Annotated in this window: 14 protein-coding genes, 2 tRNA genes and 1 pseudogene; 5 read left to right on the forward strand and 12 right to left on the reverse strand. The window is 59.7% G+C overall.

The genetic code is table 11. From position 1 onward, the window contains the following. The 6 genes and pseudogenes from ACZCED_RS13120 to ACZCED_RS13145 form a co-directional block, all read right to left on the reverse strand. Positions 1–187: pseudogene (locus ACZCED_RS13120) on the reverse strand (hydrogenase expression/formation protein HypE); the annotation flags it as partial. A 69-nt stretch (positions 188–256) separates the two neighbouring features. Next, positions 257–1,348, reverse strand: a complete 1,092-nt coding sequence (gene hypD, locus ACZCED_RS13125) for a hydrogenase formation protein HypD (protein WP_464860964.1) — start codon at positions 1,346–1,348, stop codon at positions 257–259. A gap of 13 nt (positions 1,349–1,361) precedes the next feature. After that, positions 1,362–3,644, reverse strand: a complete 2,283-nt coding sequence (gene hypF, locus ACZCED_RS13130; RefSeq protein ID WP_464860965.1) for a carbamoyltransferase HypF — start codon at positions 3,642–3,644, stop codon at positions 1,362–1,364. 150 nt (positions 3,645–3,794) lie between these two features. Further along, positions 3,795–4,037, reverse strand: a complete 243-nt coding sequence (locus ACZCED_RS13135) for a HypC/HybG/HupF family hydrogenase formation chaperone (protein ID WP_462968769.1) — start codon at positions 4,035–4,037, stop codon at positions 3,795–3,797. Next, positions 4,015–4,533: a HyaD/HybD family hydrogenase maturation endopeptidase gene (gene hybD, locus ACZCED_RS13140; protein ID WP_462968770.1), complete on the reverse strand. Its 519-nt coding sequence runs from the start codon at positions 4,531–4,533 to the stop codon at positions 4,015–4,017. The genes ACZCED_RS13135 and hybD overlap by 23 nt, the downstream gene beginning before the upstream one ends. Positions 4,534–4,827: 294 nt before the next feature. After that, positions 4,828–5,331 carry a carboxypeptidase-like regulatory domain-containing protein gene (locus ACZCED_RS13145; RefSeq protein ID WP_462968771.1) on the reverse strand — a complete coding sequence of 168 codons (504 nt, stop codon included), beginning with the start codon at positions 5,329–5,331 and terminating at the stop codon, positions 4,828–4,830. A 124-nt stretch (positions 5,332–5,455) separates the two neighbouring features. Between ACZCED_RS13145 and ACZCED_RS13150 the strand changes: the two genes are divergently transcribed. Together ACZCED_RS13150 and ACZCED_RS13155 are read left to right on the forward strand one after the other, a co-directional pair. After that, entirely contained in the window at positions 5,456–7,414 is a 1,959-nt protein-coding gene (locus ACZCED_RS13150; protein ID WP_462968772.1) for an aldehyde ferredoxin oxidoreductase family protein, read from the forward strand. A gap of 48 nt (positions 7,415–7,462) precedes the next feature. Continuing rightward, positions 7,463–7,888 (forward strand): 4Fe-4S binding protein, encoded by a 426-nt coding sequence (locus ACZCED_RS13155; protein WP_464860966.1) that lies wholly within the window; start codon positions 7,463–7,465, stop codon positions 7,886–7,888. A 60-nt stretch (positions 7,889–7,948) separates the two neighbouring features. Here ACZCED_RS13155 and ACZCED_RS13160 read toward each other — a convergent pair whose 3' ends face one another. From ACZCED_RS13160 to ACZCED_RS13170, 3 genes are all read right to left on the reverse strand, one after another. Beyond that, on the reverse strand, positions 7,949–9,598 hold the full coding sequence (locus tag ACZCED_RS13160; RefSeq protein ID WP_462968774.1) for a nickel-dependent hydrogenase large subunit: 1,650 nt from the start codon (positions 9,596–9,598) through the stop codon (positions 7,949–7,951). 55 nt (positions 9,599–9,653) lie between these two features. After that, positions 9,654–10,595 carry a hydrogenase small subunit gene (locus ACZCED_RS13165; RefSeq protein WP_464860967.1) on the reverse strand — a complete coding sequence of 314 codons (942 nt, stop codon included), beginning with the start codon at positions 10,593–10,595 and terminating at the stop codon, positions 9,654–9,656. A 617-nt stretch (positions 10,596–11,212) separates the two neighbouring features. Next, positions 11,213–11,707 carry a hypothetical protein gene (locus ACZCED_RS13170; RefSeq protein ID WP_462968776.1) on the reverse strand — a complete coding sequence of 165 codons (495 nt, stop codon included), beginning with the start codon at positions 11,705–11,707 and terminating at the stop codon, positions 11,213–11,215. Between the two features lie 293 nt (positions 11,708–12,000). Here ACZCED_RS13170 and ACZCED_RS13175 point away from each other — a divergent pair. The 3 genes from ACZCED_RS13175 (at position 12,001) to ACZCED_RS13185 (ending at position 14,079) form a co-directional block, all read left to right on the forward strand. Next, positions 12,001–12,086, forward strand: a tRNA-Ser gene (locus ACZCED_RS13175). A gap of 19 nt (positions 12,087–12,105) precedes the next feature. Further along, a tRNA-Ser gene (locus ACZCED_RS13180) sits at positions 12,106–12,198 on the forward strand. Between the two features lie 123 nt (positions 12,199–12,321). Then, positions 12,322–14,079, forward strand: coding sequence for a L,D-transpeptidase family protein (locus ACZCED_RS13185; protein ID WP_464860968.1), 1,758 nt, complete (start codon positions 12,322–12,324; stop codon positions 14,077–14,079). An 86-nt stretch (positions 14,080–14,165) separates the two neighbouring features. Here the strand turns inward: ACZCED_RS13185 and ACZCED_RS13190 are convergent, their stop codons facing one another. From ACZCED_RS13190 to ACZCED_RS13200, 3 genes are all read right to left on the reverse strand, one after another. Further along, positions 14,166–14,720 carry a peptidoglycan L,D-endopeptidase MepK gene (locus ACZCED_RS13190; protein ID WP_462968778.1) on the reverse strand — a complete coding sequence of 185 codons (555 nt, stop codon included), beginning with the start codon at positions 14,718–14,720 and terminating at the stop codon, positions 14,166–14,168. 261 nt (positions 14,721–14,981) lie between these two features. Next, positions 14,982–16,847 carry a DNA mismatch repair endonuclease MutL gene (gene mutL / locus ACZCED_RS13195; protein ID WP_464860969.1) on the reverse strand — a complete coding sequence of 622 codons (1,866 nt, stop codon included), beginning with the start codon at positions 16,845–16,847 and terminating at the stop codon, positions 14,982–14,984. Then, positions 16,847–17,032, reverse strand: coding sequence for a hypothetical protein (locus ACZCED_RS13200; protein WP_462968780.1), 186 nt, complete (start codon positions 17,030–17,032; stop codon positions 16,847–16,849). Before ACZCED_RS13200 ends, mutL begins: the two co-directional genes overlap by 1 nt. Positions 17,033–17,043: the final 11 nt, after the last annotated feature.

A 17,043-nucleotide genomic window follows, 5' to 3' on the forward strand; every position in this document is an offset into this window, starting at 1 on the left:
AGATGGGGTCCACCACATAGGTGTCCGTGGAAAAGGCGAGGCGGTCGCCGCCCACACGCAGGGTGGCACCGTCATCGAGCATGGCCAGGGCCGGGTTGTTGAATGCGGGCAGCAACAGGTCCGCCGTCAGGCGGTGGGACATTTTCCCCCCGCCGCCGTGGTCCAGTAGGATCTTGTCCAGTTTCATGGAATTTCGATTTTTCCTTCTTGAATATAGATAGTTATCAAACTACTTGCCGGAAAAGGGGTCGCCGGTTCATACGCTGCCGTGGTAGCGATAGTAGGCTGCGCAGGTGCCTTCGCTGGAGACCATGCAGGGCCCCACCGGTGCCATGGGGTTGCACACTGTTTTGTACAACGGACACTGGGGGGGGATTTTCAGGCCGGTAAGAACCGCGCCGCACGCACACCCCTTGGGCTCGGCAACGGGCTTGAGCCGGATATCGAAAACCTTGACGGCGTCGAAAGCGGCATAGGTTTTCCGGATGGCCAGCCCGCTCTTGGGGATGGTGCCGATACCCCGCCAGTCGGCATCCGCCGTCTCGAACACCTCGTTCATGACCGCCATTGCCTTGGGGTTGCCGGCGGGTGAGACGGCCCGGGGGTAGGCGTTCTCCAACGCCGGCTGCCCGGATTCCACCTGGTCCACCAGCATGGCGATGCCCTGGAGCAGGTCGGCCGGTTCGAAACCAGCCACCACGCACGGCACCCGATGGGCCCCGAAAAAGGGACGGTAGGCGTCAAGGCCGATGATCACGGACACGTGGCCGGGAAGCAGGAACCCGTCGATGTTGATCTCGCCGCCGGCCAGGGCCTCCAGGGCCGGTGGCACGGTCTTGTGGGCCGACACCACACAAAAGTTGTCGAGTTTTTGCCGGTGGGCGGCCAGAATGGCGGCGGCCACCGTGGGCGCGGTCGTTTCGAACCCCACCCCCAGAAAAACCACCCGCTTGTTCGGGTTCTCACGGGCCAGAGTCACAGCGTCGAAGGTGGAATAGACGATGCGCACGTCGGCGCCGTCGGCCTTTTCGCGCTGCAGCGAGGAGCCGCTTCCCGGCACCCGGATCAGGTCCCCGAAGGTGGCCACGATGGTCTTCGGCTCCCGGGCCAGGGCGATGAAGGCGTCGATCTCCTTTTGCGCGGTGACGCACACCGGGCATCCCGGCCCCGAAAGCAGGGCGATGGTCTCCGGTAACAGAGAGCGGATGCCGCTCCTGAAAATGGAAACGGTATGGGTGCCGCAGACCTCCATGAAACGAACCGGCCTTCGGCTGGTGCGGGTGATGCGACCGGCCAGATGCCGGGCGATTCGTGGATCGTGAAAGGCGTCGCTGTGTTTCAGGGTCATGATGGGTCGTCCCTCATGGATGGTTTACTGTTGCTGCCGCCACCACAGCCTGTCCCAGCGAAAGCCCCCCGTCGTTGGTCGGCACCAGCCGGTGGGTGAGCAGATCAAATCCGCTTTTTTCCAGGGCGGCCGTCAACCCGGCCAGCAGCCGGTGGTTCTGGAACACGCCGCCACTCAGGGCCACGCGGTCGATGCCCGTGGCGCTGCGCAGGTGGCGGCACAACTGCTCAAAAAGCAGGATCAGGGTGTTGTGAAAGCGGGCGCTGACCGCATTCGGGGAAACACCCTTTTCCGCGTCCCTCGTCACGGCCTGAATGATGGGCGCGGTCGCTATCCGGCAGGGTTCGTCGCCCTCCCAGGAAAAATCGTAGCTGCCGGACTCGGCGTTGTCGAGGATCATCTCCAGCTCCATGGCGGCCTGGCCCTCGAAGGCCACCCGGCCGCGCAATCCGACAATCGCCGCCACGGCATCGAACAGACGGCCCAGGCTGGACGTCAGCGGGCTGTTGACCTGTTGTTGCATCATGGACAGCAGAATGCCCACCCGTTGGGGATCCAGCGACCGCAACCAGGGCAGCCGGAGGGCGTCAAGGTCCTCACCGAAAGCGGCGCTCAGATGGGCCACGGCCATGCGCCAGGGTTCCCTGATGGCAGCGGCGCCGCCGGGCATGGGCACCGGTGCCAGATGAGCCGCCCGGGCAAAGGAGTGGTAGTCCGCCACCAGCACCTCGCCCCCCCAGACCGTGCCGTCCGTCCCCAGCCCCGTGCCGTCGAAGGAGAGGCCGATCACCGGCCCGTCGGCATTATTCTCGGCCATGCAGGCGGCTATGTGGGCATGGTGGTGCTGAACCTCCACACAGGCAACGCCCCCCAGTTCCCTGGCATAGCGGGTGCTCATATAGTCCGGGTGCAGGTCGCAGGCCACGATCTGCGGGTCGATGTCCAGGATGCGCTTGAGGTGATCGACCGTGAGGCGGAAGAATGCGTCGGTGGCCCGGTTTTCCAGATCGCCGATGTGCTGGCTCACAAAGGCCTGCCTGCCCCGGGTGAGACAGACGGTGTTTTTCAGTTCGGCCCCGCAGGCCAGTACCGGCGGCATGTCGCCCTTTAAGAAAACGGGAACGGGCACGTAGCCGCGGGAGCGCCGGATCAACCGCATGTGGCCGGCACTGTGGCGGACGATGGAGTCATCGCTGCGTAGGAGGATGTCCCGGTCGTGGACCAGAAAGTCGTCGGCGATCCCACCCAGACGTTCGACCGCTTCGGCGTTGCCGATGGCGATGGGCTCCTCGCTCAGATTGGCACTGGTCATCACCAGGGCGATGAAGCCGGCATCGAGCAGCAGGTGATGCAAGGGGGTGTATGGCAGCATGATGCCGAAAAAACGGTTGCAAGGTGAAACCGATGCAGCAATCGGTGTGTTCCTGCGTTTTTTCAGCAGAACGATGGGACGCTGGATCGACACCAGCAGCCGTTCCTCCGCCTCACCGAAACGGGCAATCCCCCGGATGCGGTCCAGGCTGCTGCACATGAGGGCAAGCGGCTTTTCCTCGCGGTGCTTGCGGCGCCGAAGGCGCGCCACGGCGTCTTCCTGGGTGGCATCCACGGCCAGGTGAAACCCGCCGAGCCCTTTGACGGCCAGGATACGGCCGGCCTTGATCCGGGCGGCGGCGGCGGCGACGGGATCGTCCGTATCGATGGGCACCCCGCCGGCATCCAGCAGGGTCACCCGGGGCCCGCAGGCCGGGCAGGCGTTGGGCTGAGCGTGAAAGCGCCGGTCGGCGGGATTGTCATACTCGGCCTGGCACAAAGGGCACATGCGAAAGTGGCGCATGCTGGTTTTGGGCCGGTCATAGGGAATATCGTCGATGATCGTGTAACGGGGACCGCAGTTGGTGCAGTTGATGAACGGATAGCCGAAACGGCGGTCCGCCGGATCGCGCATCTCGGCCAGGCAATCGTCGCAGACCATCACGTCCGGTGAGATCAGTGTGGCCCGGGTGGCACTGCCCTGGCTTTTGACGATGGAGAACGCCGCAAACCCCTTCACGGCTTCGGGTGTTTTCGACACCTCGACGATGTGCGCCAACGGCGGCTTTTTGCCCGGGAGGTCGTCGATGAACTGCCGGATGTCCGTTTCCAGGCCCTCCAGCACCAGGGACACCCCGGTGGCGGTATTGGCCACCTCCCCCTTCAGACCGTGGTGGTTGGCCAGCTGGTAGATGAATGGCCGAAAACCCACCCCTTGAACAATGCCGTTGATCTCCAGGCGATATGCGGTGCGTGCATCTGTCATGGTCCGTGCAGGACGCCGTCCTTGATTAACATGTACCAACCATCACTTCAGCTGAGCTCGCATCAATCCCAGGGGATACGGCGTGTTGAACCGACTGGGCGGTGATGAGGGATGAAGCGAAACGCAGGTGCCGGGTGGTTAACCCACCCGTCATCCTTTACCGGCTTCCAGATTGTCCACAAAGGCGGCGGCCTCTTTGAGGAGCCGGATGGTTTCCATGGCCGATGCTTCGTCCAGTTTCTTGATGGCAAATCCGGCATGCACGATGACATAGTCGCCCACCGCCGGATTCTCCAACAGCATGAGACTGGCCGAGCGCTTGACCCCGTCCACGTCGATGGTGGCCATTTCGTTTTCGATATGGGTGATTTTAGATGGGATTGCAAGACACATGGCCGTCCGCTCCTTTATCTTGACAGGTGACACCCAGTCGCTCGAGTTCGCCCAGCACCATCCGGATGATGGCTTCCATCCGATTCTTGGTTGTTGCGGTCAGCTCCGTGCTCAAGGTGTTGATATCTTCAGGTTCCACGCCGAGGATGACTGCTTCAGGCACCTTTTCCATGGCCTGGCAAAGGGTCAGGGCTTCGAGGAAATCAATCTGGTGCAGCGAGTTTTTGGCCCGGATCCGTTCGGGGATGGCATCTCCGTCGAGACGATAAAGATCACCGGGCACGCCTTTGTTGCGAATCACATCCACCACGATCAGGTGGTCTGCTTCGGACATGACGCCCAGCAGACTCACTCCAAGGACACCGCCGTCGACGAGGGAAACGTTTTCGGGAAAGGCATACCGGCGCTCCAGTTCCTCCACGACCCTGACACCGAAGCCCTCATCGGAGAATAAAAGATTGCCGACACCCAGAATCATTACATGATCATTCGTCATTGCTGGCGTTCTTTCTGAAATTTTGAACCCTCCCCGCGGCAAGCCGCGGCGAATGTTCCGCCTGTAACGGCGGTGCTGCGCAGCACCGTTAGGTAGATATCGATTTCCAGTTCGCTCGCTGTCGCGGTTCAATGGCGGGCCTTCATTTACCTCAGGCACGAACCGTCTTAAACGAATGACCGGTCATCGGGAATACAGCAAAGAGATGTGGTAGCATGGATTGATCAACGGTTCAAGCCGTGATCAACGGATACGGCACCGGGCGTCTGGCGACGCCGGTGTGGGGGCACCCGATCAGCGTCGGCGGTTTTTGGGCAGGACCAGATTCTCATCGTTGAGGGTCACGACGCCGATCCGACCGGGAATCACGGTCACCGGTTCCTGCCAAGCGACCTTGTAGCCGTCGATCAGGGCTGGAAATTTCACCAGCACATAGTGGGTTCCGGGGGGCGCTTCCAGAAAGGCAAAATTTCCGGTTTCAGCGGTCACCGTCTGCGCGATGAGGTACCCGGCTTGCCGCTGCATTTGCTGAAACCGCTTGTAAAAATCAAGGTGGCAGCTGTTGATACAGTCCAATTGTCGCTGATGGTTGGTTTCTTCGGCGCATCGTATTGCCGGGACCGGGATTTTACCGCTCACCAAAAACACCGACAGACGCTCGCCATACTGGCGGTGGCCGGCATCGTTTTGAATGCAAACGGACCCCACAATCCAATTGCCGGCGAGGGCCTGGCCGATGCCTGCAGAGCCGACAACGACGAGCATCACTGTCAACACTTTGATCGTATTCTTAACCATCGCGCCTCCTTCGTTTCGGTACGATCTATATTGAAATTATACTCAAAACGTGAAATAGTAAAGTGTTCCTTTGGCCCTACCCTGAAAAACCTTCTCTTTCGATCCGCTTAGCCCGGGGGGCCCGATGAATCGCGCTTACATGGGAAAGGTACTGTGGGTTGACCTGACCACCGGCCGCATCGCCGCCGAGGCCATTTCAGAAGCGCTGTACCGCCGTTTTCTGTCCGGTACCGGTCTGGCCGCATGGCTGCTTTACCGACGGATTCCAGCCGGGGCGGATCCCCTGGGGCCTGACAACGTCCTGGGATTCGTTTCCGGCATATTGACCGCCAGCGGCTCCCTGTTCACCGGTCGTTGGATGGCGGTGGGCAAAAGCCCCCTCACCGGAACCTGGGGCGATGCCAATTGCGGGGGCAACCTGGCACCCGCTATCAAGGGGTGTGGGGTTGACGGCGTTTTTTTCACCGGCCGGAGCAGCCGGCCGGTTTACCTGTATGCCGACACCAAGGGCGCCGAGCTGCGCGACGCCTCGCATCTGTGGGGCCGTGATGCCGTTGATACCGAACGTCTGCTGATCGAAGAACACGGCAGCAGGCAGCGGGTCCGTGTGGCCTGCATCGGCATGGCCGGGGAGCGCCGCTCGCTGATCGCCGGCATTGTGAACCACGGCGGCCGGCTGGCAGCCCGCAGTGGATTGGGGGCCGTCATGGGAGCCAAAAGACTCAAGGCCGTTGTCCTGTGCGGCGCCCATCGCGTCCAGGTGCACGACCGCAAGGCCATGAAAACCCTGAGCCAGGCGTGCAACCGCCATGTGTCATTCCAACCGCCTTTTTTAAACGGCACCATGACCGCCTACCTGGGCGCGATCATGCGCATGCTGCCTGCCCAGATGGAAATCGACGGCATGCTCTACAAAATCATGTTGAGCAAGTGGGGCACCGTCAATCAGAACCAGATGGCCATTGAGATAGGCGATGCCCCGGTGATGAACTGGAAGGGGTCCAACCGGGATTTCGGGCTGGACAAATCCACGCTCATCGATCCCGACGCATTCACCCGCCCGGTGGTGGCCAAATACTTCTGCTATTCCTGCCCCCTGGGCTGCGGCGGCATCAGCCTGGCGCCTGACGGCAAGACCGAGGTGCACCGTCCCGAATACGAATCGACCATCGCGCTGGGAGGACTGTGCCTCAACGAGGATGCCGACAGCATTTACTATCTCAACGAACTGCTTAACCGCGCAGGCATGGACACGATCTCGGCCGGCGGCACGGTGGCCTTTGCCATCGAGTGCTTTGAAAACGGGCTGCTGACCGTCGCGGACACGGACGGGCTCAAGCTGACCTGGGGCAACACCGAGGCCATTGTCCGCCTGGTGGAAAAAATGGTCAGGCGCGAGGGCATCGGCGACCTCTTGGCCGACGGCGCCAAACGCGCAGCCCAAAAAATCGGCCGTGGCGCCGAAACGATGGCGATCCATGCAGGCGGGCAGGAACTGGGCATGCACGACGGCCGCTACGATCCCGGCTTTGCCCTTCACAACGTGGTCGAACCCACCCCCGGCCGCCACACCATCGGGGCCTATATGTACTATGAAATGTTCCAGCTCTGGCAGGTGCTACCGGACTTACCCGACCCCTCCCTGTTCTACCTCAAGCGCAGCAAGTACCAGGCGAACCGGGAAAAGGCAGCCATGGGGGCCGCCTGCAGCCAGTTCATGAACGTGGTCAACGGTGCCGGCTGCTGCCTGTTCGGCGCCTTCATGGGGGCCCACCGAATCCCGCTGTTTGACTGGCTCAATGCCGCCACCGGCTGGGCGCAATCGCCCGAAGCCTTCATGGCCGTCGGCCATCGGATCCAGACCGTCAAGCAGCTGTTCAACATCAAGCAGGGTATCAATCCCGCAGATATCCACCTCAGCAAACGGGTAATAGGCGACCCGCCCCAGCAGGAAGGGGCCAATAAAGGGGTGACGGTCCCTTTGGAAAAGCTGCGGCGATATTACTGGTCGGCCATGGGCTTCAACCCCGATACCGGTGTGCCGACGCCGGAAACTCTGGCCGGTCTTGATCTGAAAATATGATCGGCCTGCGTTCCCGCAGGAGCGTTTCCAACACGCCGAGGATATCCAATGGCCTATGTCATCACCCATGGATGTGTCGGGTGCAGCGTGTGCATGCGCGTCTGCCCGGTGGATGCCATTGTGGGCAAACCCAAGGAGCGCCACCGGATTATTTCGGACGTCTGCATTGACTGTGGGGCCTGCGGCCGGATTTGCCCTTACGCCAGCGTTAAGGATCCGGAAGATCGGGTGTGTGAACGAATCCGCATCCGCTCACGCTGGCCCAAGCCGGACTTCGACAATCAGCGCTGCATGGGGTGTACCATCTGTGTGGAAGCCTGCCCCACGGGCTGCATTGATTTGAAAGCGGATCGGGGCACCCGGGAAACCATTCGTTATCCGGTTTTAAAAAAAGCGCGCGATTGTATCGGCTGTGCCTTTTGTATGCTGGAATGCCCGGTGGACGCAGTGGGGATGGAAGAACCGACGGGATAACGGGACGAAAGAAGACCCCCTTCCCGGATCCGAAAGACCCGGGAAGGGGGCGCCTAAAAACTAAATTACCTTGAATTTGTAAACCTGATTGGAGTCCGGGTCGATCACATGGACGCCGCAGGCCACGCACGGGTCAAAGGAGTGGACGGTGCGCAAGACTTCCAGAGGCTGCTTGGCATCGGCCACGGGCGTCCCGATGAGCGCCTCTTCCACCGGGCCCAGCTTGCCCTTGTCGTCACGGGGACCGAAGTTCCAGGTCGACGGCACCACGTACTGGTAGTTCTTGATCTTGCCGCCCTCGATGTTAACCCAGTGTCCCAGCGATCCTCGGGGTACGTCGTTGAGCCCCAGGCCCATGCCTTCGTCGGGCATTTCCCAGGGGGTGTAGGTCTGGGTGTCGCCGCTCTTGATGTTTTCCAACAGTTCCATGACCCAGCCGGGCATGGCCTGGCCGATGGCGATGGTTTCAAGCCCTCTGGCGGCAGTCCGGCCGAGGGTCGAAAACAGGGCGGCGGCGGGGATGCCGAGCTTCTGAAGCGTGGCGTCCACCAACGGCTTGATTTCCTTGTGACCTTTGCCGTAGGCCACCAGCACACGCGCCAGCGGACCGACTTCACAGGGTTCGCTTTCATACCTGGGCGCCTTGAACCAAGAGTACTTGCCGCCGTCAGGCCGGTACTTGGGATCTTCCTGAAGGGGCTTGGTCTCGCCCTCGTAAGGATGCAGGGCGGCGCCGTCCTCATACCAGGCGCGGGTCACATTCTCCGCCACCTTTTCCTGGACCGCCATTGATATATTGGCCAGGTCCCGCTTATTGATCACGCCGCGGGGCATGAACAGGCTATCGGGTTCATTATCGCCTTCGGGGAATTCGCCCCAGGCCAGGAAATTGGTGGTACCGCCGATGGCGCCCCAATCCTTGTAGAAAGAAGCAACGGCCACCAGGTCGGGAATGTAGACGTTTTCGATGAATTCCTGGGTCTCCTTGGTCAGGTAGAGGAACTCGGCGATGCGGTCGGGCTTCAGGTCGGCCACGCTGGTAATGCCGCCCACCACCAGGAACTGCGGGTGGGGGTTCTTGCCGCCGAAAACGGCGTGCATGCGCGCGGATCTGGCCTGCAGGCGCAACGCTTCGATGTAGTGGGCACAGGCCATCAGGTTGGCTTCCGGCGGCAGCTTGTAGGCCGGGTGGCCCCAGTAGGCGTTGGAGAAGGGACCCAACTGGCCGCTGTCCACAAATGTCTGGATGCGCTGCTGGACCTGCTTGTAATATGCCGCACCGCCGACCTTGGCGTTGCTGACGTTGTCCGCCAGAGCGGCGGTTGCCTTGGGATCGGCCTTCAGGGCGCTGACGATGTCTACCCAGTCAAGCGCATGCAGGTGATAGAAGTGAACCAGATGGTCGTGCTGGAACTGAGCGGCGTGCATCATGTTCCGGATCAGTCTGGCGTTTTTGGGAATCTGGACACCAACGGCGGCTTCGACTGCCCTCACCGAGGACAGAGCATGGGTGTACGTTCAGACGCCGCAGGATCGGGCCACGAAATGATGCGCATCGCGCGGGTCGCGCCCCTGAAGAATCAGCTCGATACCGCGGAACATCTGTCCCGAACTCCACGCATTGACGACTTTACCCCCGGCCACTTCCACTTCGATGCGAAGGTGACCCTCGATTCTGGTGATTGGATCCACTACGACTCGTTTGCCCATATTTAGAACCTCCCTTTATTCGTCAACGGACTATTTCAGTTTGAAATAATTGGACTTACATCTCTTCATAGAACGGGGTCATGGTGTCCCAGAAATTGGGCTGGCTGCAACCGATGCACGGATGCCCCGCCTCCACCGGCCAGCTGGTGCCGTCATTGAATTTGGCGGTGGGGCAGTTGTTGTAAGTCTCCGGCCCGCGGCAGCCCACTTTGTAAAGGCAATAGCCCATGGCGGCTTCTTCGCTGCCGAACTCCTCCACAAATTCCTCGTTCTCGAAATGGGAGCGCCGGGGGCATTTGTCGTGGATGGTGTTGCCGAAGGCAAACAACGGCCTGCCCATGTCGTCCAGTTCGGGCAGTTTGCCCAGCAGCAGATAGTTGACCACGGTGCCCACCAGGTTGATCGGATTGGGCGGGCATCCCGGGATTTGCAGGGGTTTGATGCCGATGGCCTCGCCAACCCCCTTGTAACCGCCCGGATTGGGCGCTGCAGCCTGAATGCCACCGAATGTCGCGCAAGTGCCGTATGCGATGACAGCCGCTGCCTTGGGACAGACATCCTTGGCGATTTCCAGGAATGAACGGCCTCCCACTTTGCCATAGCCGCCGTCGTATTTGGTACCCACGCCGCCTTCGACGACGCAGATGAACTTGCCTTCGTATTTCTTTATCGCATTGTGAAGCTGCTCTTCGGCCTGGTGACCGGCGGCGGCCATGATGGTCTCGTGGTATTCAACCGAAAGCACCTCGAGGACCAATTCGTCGATATAGGGATACTGGGACCGCAGCAGGGACTCTGAGCATCCGGTGCACTCGGCGAAATGCAACCAGACCACGGGCGGACGCTGCGCCGGTGCGGCAAACACTTCGGCCACCTTGGGGACAAAGGATGACGACAGTCCCATGGTTGCCGTCAGCGCTGTACAGTACTTCATGAAATCTCTTCGCGAGACTCCTTTTTCCTTCAGCCTTTGATAAAATGATCTTTCCTTTTCCATTGGCACCTCCTGATGCAGATTATGGATGATAGTGGAGCAAAAAAAGAGAACCAGCCGTCCATCGAAAAAGCCGTCCGTGCCGCAATGCAGACGGCGCAGTCATGGTCGTACTGGTTCCACTTGTCTTTTCAAAGGCGTTGGAACGTTTTATCCGGGAAACTATCAATGGGCTTTTCGAACCACTCAGTTTTCAGATCCGGTAGTCGGAGTCACCATACAACTCACGGACGGGTGCCGCAGCCAAGAGGATGCGGCACGGTCAGTGTTTTTCGGCAATGCTAGATTGATTTCGAATTAAACGTGATGAAAAAAACTAAACGGCGCCTGGAACTATTAGTGGAAGACCCAGGGCAAGTCAAGGTAAAAAGCGTAATTTGGCTATTGTTCAAGCCGGTTGGAATCGCGGGCAGGGAATGTTGACGCGTGAATGGGGTTATGCAAGGAAACCCAAAGGCGCCGCATGCAGCCCGTACGATTTTGCAATGAACCTTCGCCGCGGTAAGCTGCAGGGAAGGTTCACCATGAGGTTAAGATCGATTTTCGGTTCACTCGCCACCCTCGCCGCAGACGACGGGGAATGTGCTCGCTATCAGGGTTCAATGACGTGGACAGATGTCTCAGGCATCGTCGATGCTGGCATCCTCATCGGAGATTTTTATGGATTTTTTCAGGCCTTTGATAATCCCTTTTTCCTCATAATCGTCATCGATGTCGTCATCGATGTCGTCATCGAGCAGGTCGTCCACCTCCAACCCGGCGTCCTCATCCTCATCCTCATCGTCGTCAGGCTCGTCCACCGCCGCTTCAACCACGGGTTCGAACATATCCCGTTCTTCGAAAAAGAGCTCGGCAGATGAATTGGCGCCGGGCTGAAACATCTCGACAATGGCATCGGCGATGCGTTCCGTGTAAGTGCCCGGTGGGTACATATTGTGCGTGCGAAGCGCCTGGATCAAGGCATTGCGATCTTTTTCCATGGCTGCCTTGATCGCTGCGGCATCGTATGTTTCTTCACACAGCAGCGAGAGCATCTCCTTGTCCAGTTCAGCGTATTCCTGAATGGCCAGCTTCCCGGCTTCATTGTCCAATAGAACCACATATTTTTGTTTCATCCGTGTCTTCCTCCAGAGGCGATATACCTCTATATTTTTTTTGGTGCACGGAGGAACATCACAAAACATCTTTGATGTCAACCATCATTTAAGATATCTGCGGGTCAGCGCTTTCAGTGAAACCTTCCTTATCGCCGTCGTTCTTCAGGCGTTGACATAACCCTTGCTCAGTGCTCCTGCTCGGGGAGAAGGCACTTTGCAGAGCGGGCATCACTGATCCCATCCCGGACTGGCCGGGGATAAAAGGATTGACGCTGATGGTCCGAAATGGTAATGAGGCGACTTATTTCAGTGGAGGGATGGCCGAGTGGTTTAAGGCGGCGGTCTTGAAAACCGTTGAGCGAAAGCTCCGTGGGTTCGAATCCTACTCCCTCCGCCAGACCCGAATTGCTGAACCTGGAGAGATGGCCGAGTCGGCTGAAGGCGCTCGCCTGCTAAGCGAGTGTGTGGTGAAAGCTGCACCGAGGGTTCGAATCCCTCTCTCTCCGCCAGTTTATACCATGACCCGATAGCCCGCCGATTCTGCGGGCTATCTTTTTTTGGCCGGGCGGATAGCGCCGCCTTCGCGCAGCTGTCGGCTTTTCCCCCACGGTCAACCCGGTATGCAGATAACCTTGGCAAATAGAAATCCGGCGGCGATAGTGGTCATGTACCTGCTTTGCACCGGGTTTCTGGCATGCGCCCTTTTCGGGTTCGCACCCAAAGCCCAGGCCGCCGACGCCATACTCGATCGGGTGCAAGCTGTCATCCGCGCCCGCTTGGACGGGGACCCGACAACGGCCTCCTTTTCCTGCCAGGGAGAAATAATCTGCGGCATCCAGATGCTGCCGCTGGTCTACCGCAACAGCAAGCATCTACCCCTGTGGATTGACGCTTCGCTTCGCCTGGAAAAGGCTCAGGCCCTGGCCGAGGCAATCGACCGTGCCGGCGAAGACGGACTCGTGCCGTTTGACTATCACCAGGAAGCTATCCATGGACTGCTGGCCGAGATTTGTGAGCAGTCCTCTGGGTCAAGTCCGGCTTCGGTCCCTCCCGAATGGTGGGCGGACCTGGACCTGATCCTCACCGACGCCTACCTGTTGTATGGTTCCCATCTGGCTGCCGGGCGGGTAAACCCCGAAACCCTGCATACCGACTGGATGATCAACACGGGTCCCGTGGACCTGCCAGCCTCCCTTGCCAACGCTGCCTCAACCGGCGATGTCATCGCCGCACTGAACAAATTGCGGCCGGCACACACGGGGTATACGACCCTTCGGCGCGCGCTGGCCCAACTTCGCGATCTGGCCCATGCCAATGGCTGGCCGGTGCTGGATGAGAGCAAAACGTTCAGGCCGGGCGACAGCGATTCTGCCGTTGGCGAACTTCGCCGTCGGCTCACCGCAGGCGGAGACCTCGACCCAGCGGCCCCGGATGAAGATTCGCTTTATTTCGATGCCGTGCTCACGTCCGCGGTGAAGCGGTTTCAACAGCGCAACGGATTGGAGGCGGATGGCATCGTAGGCCGACGCACGATCGGCATGCTAAACGTTCCCGTCGAAGCGCGCATCCGTCAGGTCATGGTCAATCTCGAACGGTGGCGGTGGCTGCCCCACGATCTGGGTGCCCGGCACATCATTGTCAACACAGCCGATTTCAGTCTCAAGGCGGTGGAGAACGGCACTGTGGACTTTCAATTGCGGGCGGTGGTCGGGCGGCCGGCCAGGCGGTCGCCGGTGTTCAGCGCCGACATGACCTACCTGGTGATCAACCCGTACTGGAATGTGCCCACCTCCATCGCCGTCGAGGACATCCTGCCCGAACTTCAAAAGGATGTGGCCTACCTGGCCCATCGTGGTATCCGCGTGTTTCAAAGCTGGGCGCTGGAGGCACCGGAAGTCGATCCCGCCACCGTCGACTGGCATGCCTACCATGCCGACCGTTTCCCCTTCAGGCTTCGCCAGGACCCGGGACCGGCTAACGCTCTGGGCCGCATTAAATTCATGTTTCCCAACCCGTTTGCCGTTTACCTGCATGACACACCCAACCGCTCTCTTTTCAAACGGGTTCAGCGGGATGTCAGTTCCGGCTGCATCCGGGTGGAAGCACCTTTCGTTCTGGCCAATTTTGTGCTGGCGGGTGATGGACGATGGACGCCGGCTGCATTGAGTGACGCCGTTGAAAAAGGAGAGACCCGGACCATCCGGCTGAAGCATCCGGTTCCGGTCCACCTGTTGTATATGACTGCCTGGGCGGACGAAACGGGTGAGATTCAGTTTCGCAGCGACATTTACGACCGGGACAGTGACCTTTATCGCGCGCTGGGCCAGCGACGGTCCACCCCACCGCCAGATTTCGTCCATCAGCCGCAAAACCGGCCGAGCAGCCGATAGGTGCATTAAGATAAAGGCCACCATGGCGATGAAGCCCTCCATCGTGGCCTTTCAGTTGTTAAACAAAGGTAGGTGCGCTTGGGCCGTTAGCCGTTCCAGGCTCGAAAGGCCCCGGTATCCAGGTGCACAAAGTCGGACCGGGGATAGTAGCCGACACCGCCGAGTTTCAAATCCAGGCAGGCTTGCCGGAGCTGGTGGGTATCGCATCCGGGCAGGCGAATATCGATGGCGCGGCCCAGCATGTGATAGCTGAACTTGGCTACACCGGTGCTTTGTTTGCGGAGCCGGGCATTGGTCTGGGGGGAGCGGTAACCGGAAATGATGTGAAAGGGAGAACAGGAGCCCAGCCGTTGGCTCACGGTAAAGAGCAGGTCAATCAACCGGGCATCCATGTTTTCAATGTCACCGGTGCGATGATCCCTCAGGATGCGGTTGATCTGTCCCATGGCGCCGGGGCAATACGCGCCGTTCCGGTAATAACAGACACCGAGCCGTTCGCCGGTGTGCGTGTTATAAAAGGACAGGGAACGGCGGGTGCTGTCCGGCAGCAGGGCGGACCATCCGGTTGCCGGCGCCAGGCAGGAGGTCAGCAAACCCGCGCCGATTTTTTTAATAAAATGGCGTCGACTGCAACTACCCATGTTTCTCTCCGCATTTCAGCAATTTGAATTTGATTCGGCCATTATTCCAAATTGTCGAAGATAAAAGCAAAAATCATACCTGAATGCTGAAGCGGGGGAGAAACTCAGGGGCCTGACCATCCGAAGAAGCATAACCCATTGGTATCAATTTATATTTTAACGTTCCGGGTTTTCATTTGCCGCATGCCGTCGATTGGTTAAGGCGCTCATTTACGGCTGTGGGGTACACCTTTTGTCAACCGGTTGACGTAAATCGGACCATCAGACGATCCGCTGGAAATGTTTTTCAAGTTCTTTGAGGCGCCATTGGATCCAGATGGGTCTGCCGTGGGGGCAGTGCGACGGATTGTCGCAGGCGTCCAGTTGTTCGAGCATGGCCTTGATCTGGGTCCCGGTCAGTTGCTGGTGGGCACGGATCGCATTGTGGCAGGCCATGACCATGAGGCATTCATCCACAATCGTTTCCATGTCGGCGCCCACACCGATTTCCGCTGCTTTTTCTACCAGCTGGGTAACCATCCCCGCAATACCGGAGCTGTCGAGCAGTGTGGGTACAGCCTTGACGACGAAGGTGTTCCCGCCGAAAGGCTCGATCTCAAGCCCGAAGCGGTCCAGTTCCGGAGCCAGCTTTTCCAGGATCTGGGTTTCACGGAATCCCAGGTCGATGGTTTCGGGCAGCAGCAGGCGCTGGGCGGCGGGTCGGTGGGCATTGGACTGGCGCCTGAGCTGTTCGAAAACGATACGTTCGTGGGCCGCATGTTGATCGATGAGCATCAGGCCGTCTTCGGATTCACAAATGATGTAAGTGCCCTTGTACTGACCAATGACAGTCAGGTCGGCAAAAAACCGCTGTTTCCACAGCAGCGCCTGCCGGGCTGGTTTGGTGTTGCGGGCCGTAGGGTCAACCGGTGGCACCGGCGGATTGACGGAATCTGCAGGCGGCGGGGATTCCTGCCTGTTCTCGGCCATGGCCGCGTGGGCCGTCGACGCCGCTTGGCGGGCCACCGTGTCACCGGCCGAGGAGCCAGTCCGGCTAACCGTGGGTGGCAGGTGGTATGCGGCATGCGGCTCGGACACGCGTGCCGGCTGCTGAGCCAATTCGGCAGGCCTGGGTTCGCTCGCTTTCCACCGGGTGGGATCGGATTGCCTGAGTGCATCGGCCACGGCGTCCCGCACGGTGTCGTGAACCATCTTCTGGCGGACAAAGCGGATCTCGTGCTTGGTGGGGTGGACATTGACGTCCACCTGGTCGAAGGGAACCTTTAAAAACAGCACCGCCACCGGATACTGACCCTTCATCAACCGCCCGGTATAACCGGCGAACAGGGCGTGCTGAATCACCCGGTCCTTGACCCAGCGACCGTTGACGAAGAGGTAGATGCCCCGGGCGGTGGACCGGTTCATCCGCGGTGAGGCGATCCACCCGCCGATTTCGATATCCCCGGTCGTCTGGTCAACCGTATACAGCTCTTTCTTGATGGCTGCCCCAAGAACATCGGCAACCCGATCCATGGGTTCTGCGGCCGGGGCCCAGCTTTTCACGATCCGGTCGTTGTGGGACAGTCTGAATTGAACGGACGGACGGCACAGGGCCATGCTGGCAATGGTGTCGGCGATGTGGCCCATCTCGGTGTCGATGCTTTTTAAAAACTTTCGCCGGGCCGGGGTGTTATAGAAGAGGCCGGCCACGCTGATCAGTGTGCCGGGAGGGGCCCCCACGTCGGAGACGTTGTTGATCCGCCCCCCCGCCACTTCGATCTGGGTACCCACATCGGCGTTGGCTTCCCGGGTAACGAGGGTGAACCGGGAGACCGAGGCGATACTGGGCAGCGCCTCTCCCCGGAACCCCAGGGTGCAGATGGCAAACAGGTCCGGGGCCGTGGCAATCTTGCTGGTGGCATATCGCTCCAGGCAGAGCAGGGCATCGTCCCGGCCCATGCCCTGTCCATTGTCCGAGACACGGATGAGTTTTCTCCCGCCCTGCTCAACGTCGACAAGGATCCGGGTGCTGCCGGCATCGATGGAATTTTCGACCAGCTCCTTGACCACGGATGCCGGACGGGCCACCACTTCTCCGGCAGCGATTTTATTGGACAGGATTTCCGGAAGGATTCTGATTCTGGCCATTAGTTAGACTTGGCAATCTCCTTGAAACTGCGCGCCAGATACTCCGCCTCCATGGGGGTCAGGTTGAACTTCAAACAAGCCGCCTCGATGAGTTGCTGCCGGCTTTTGGATGAGTGCGCCTTTTTTTCTTCGGATATCCACTGGACCGCTTTTCTCAGGCTTTCGCCTTCGGGTTGTATGCTCATAAAAACCTCTC

The organism is Desulfosarcina sp. (assembly GCF_055467485.1).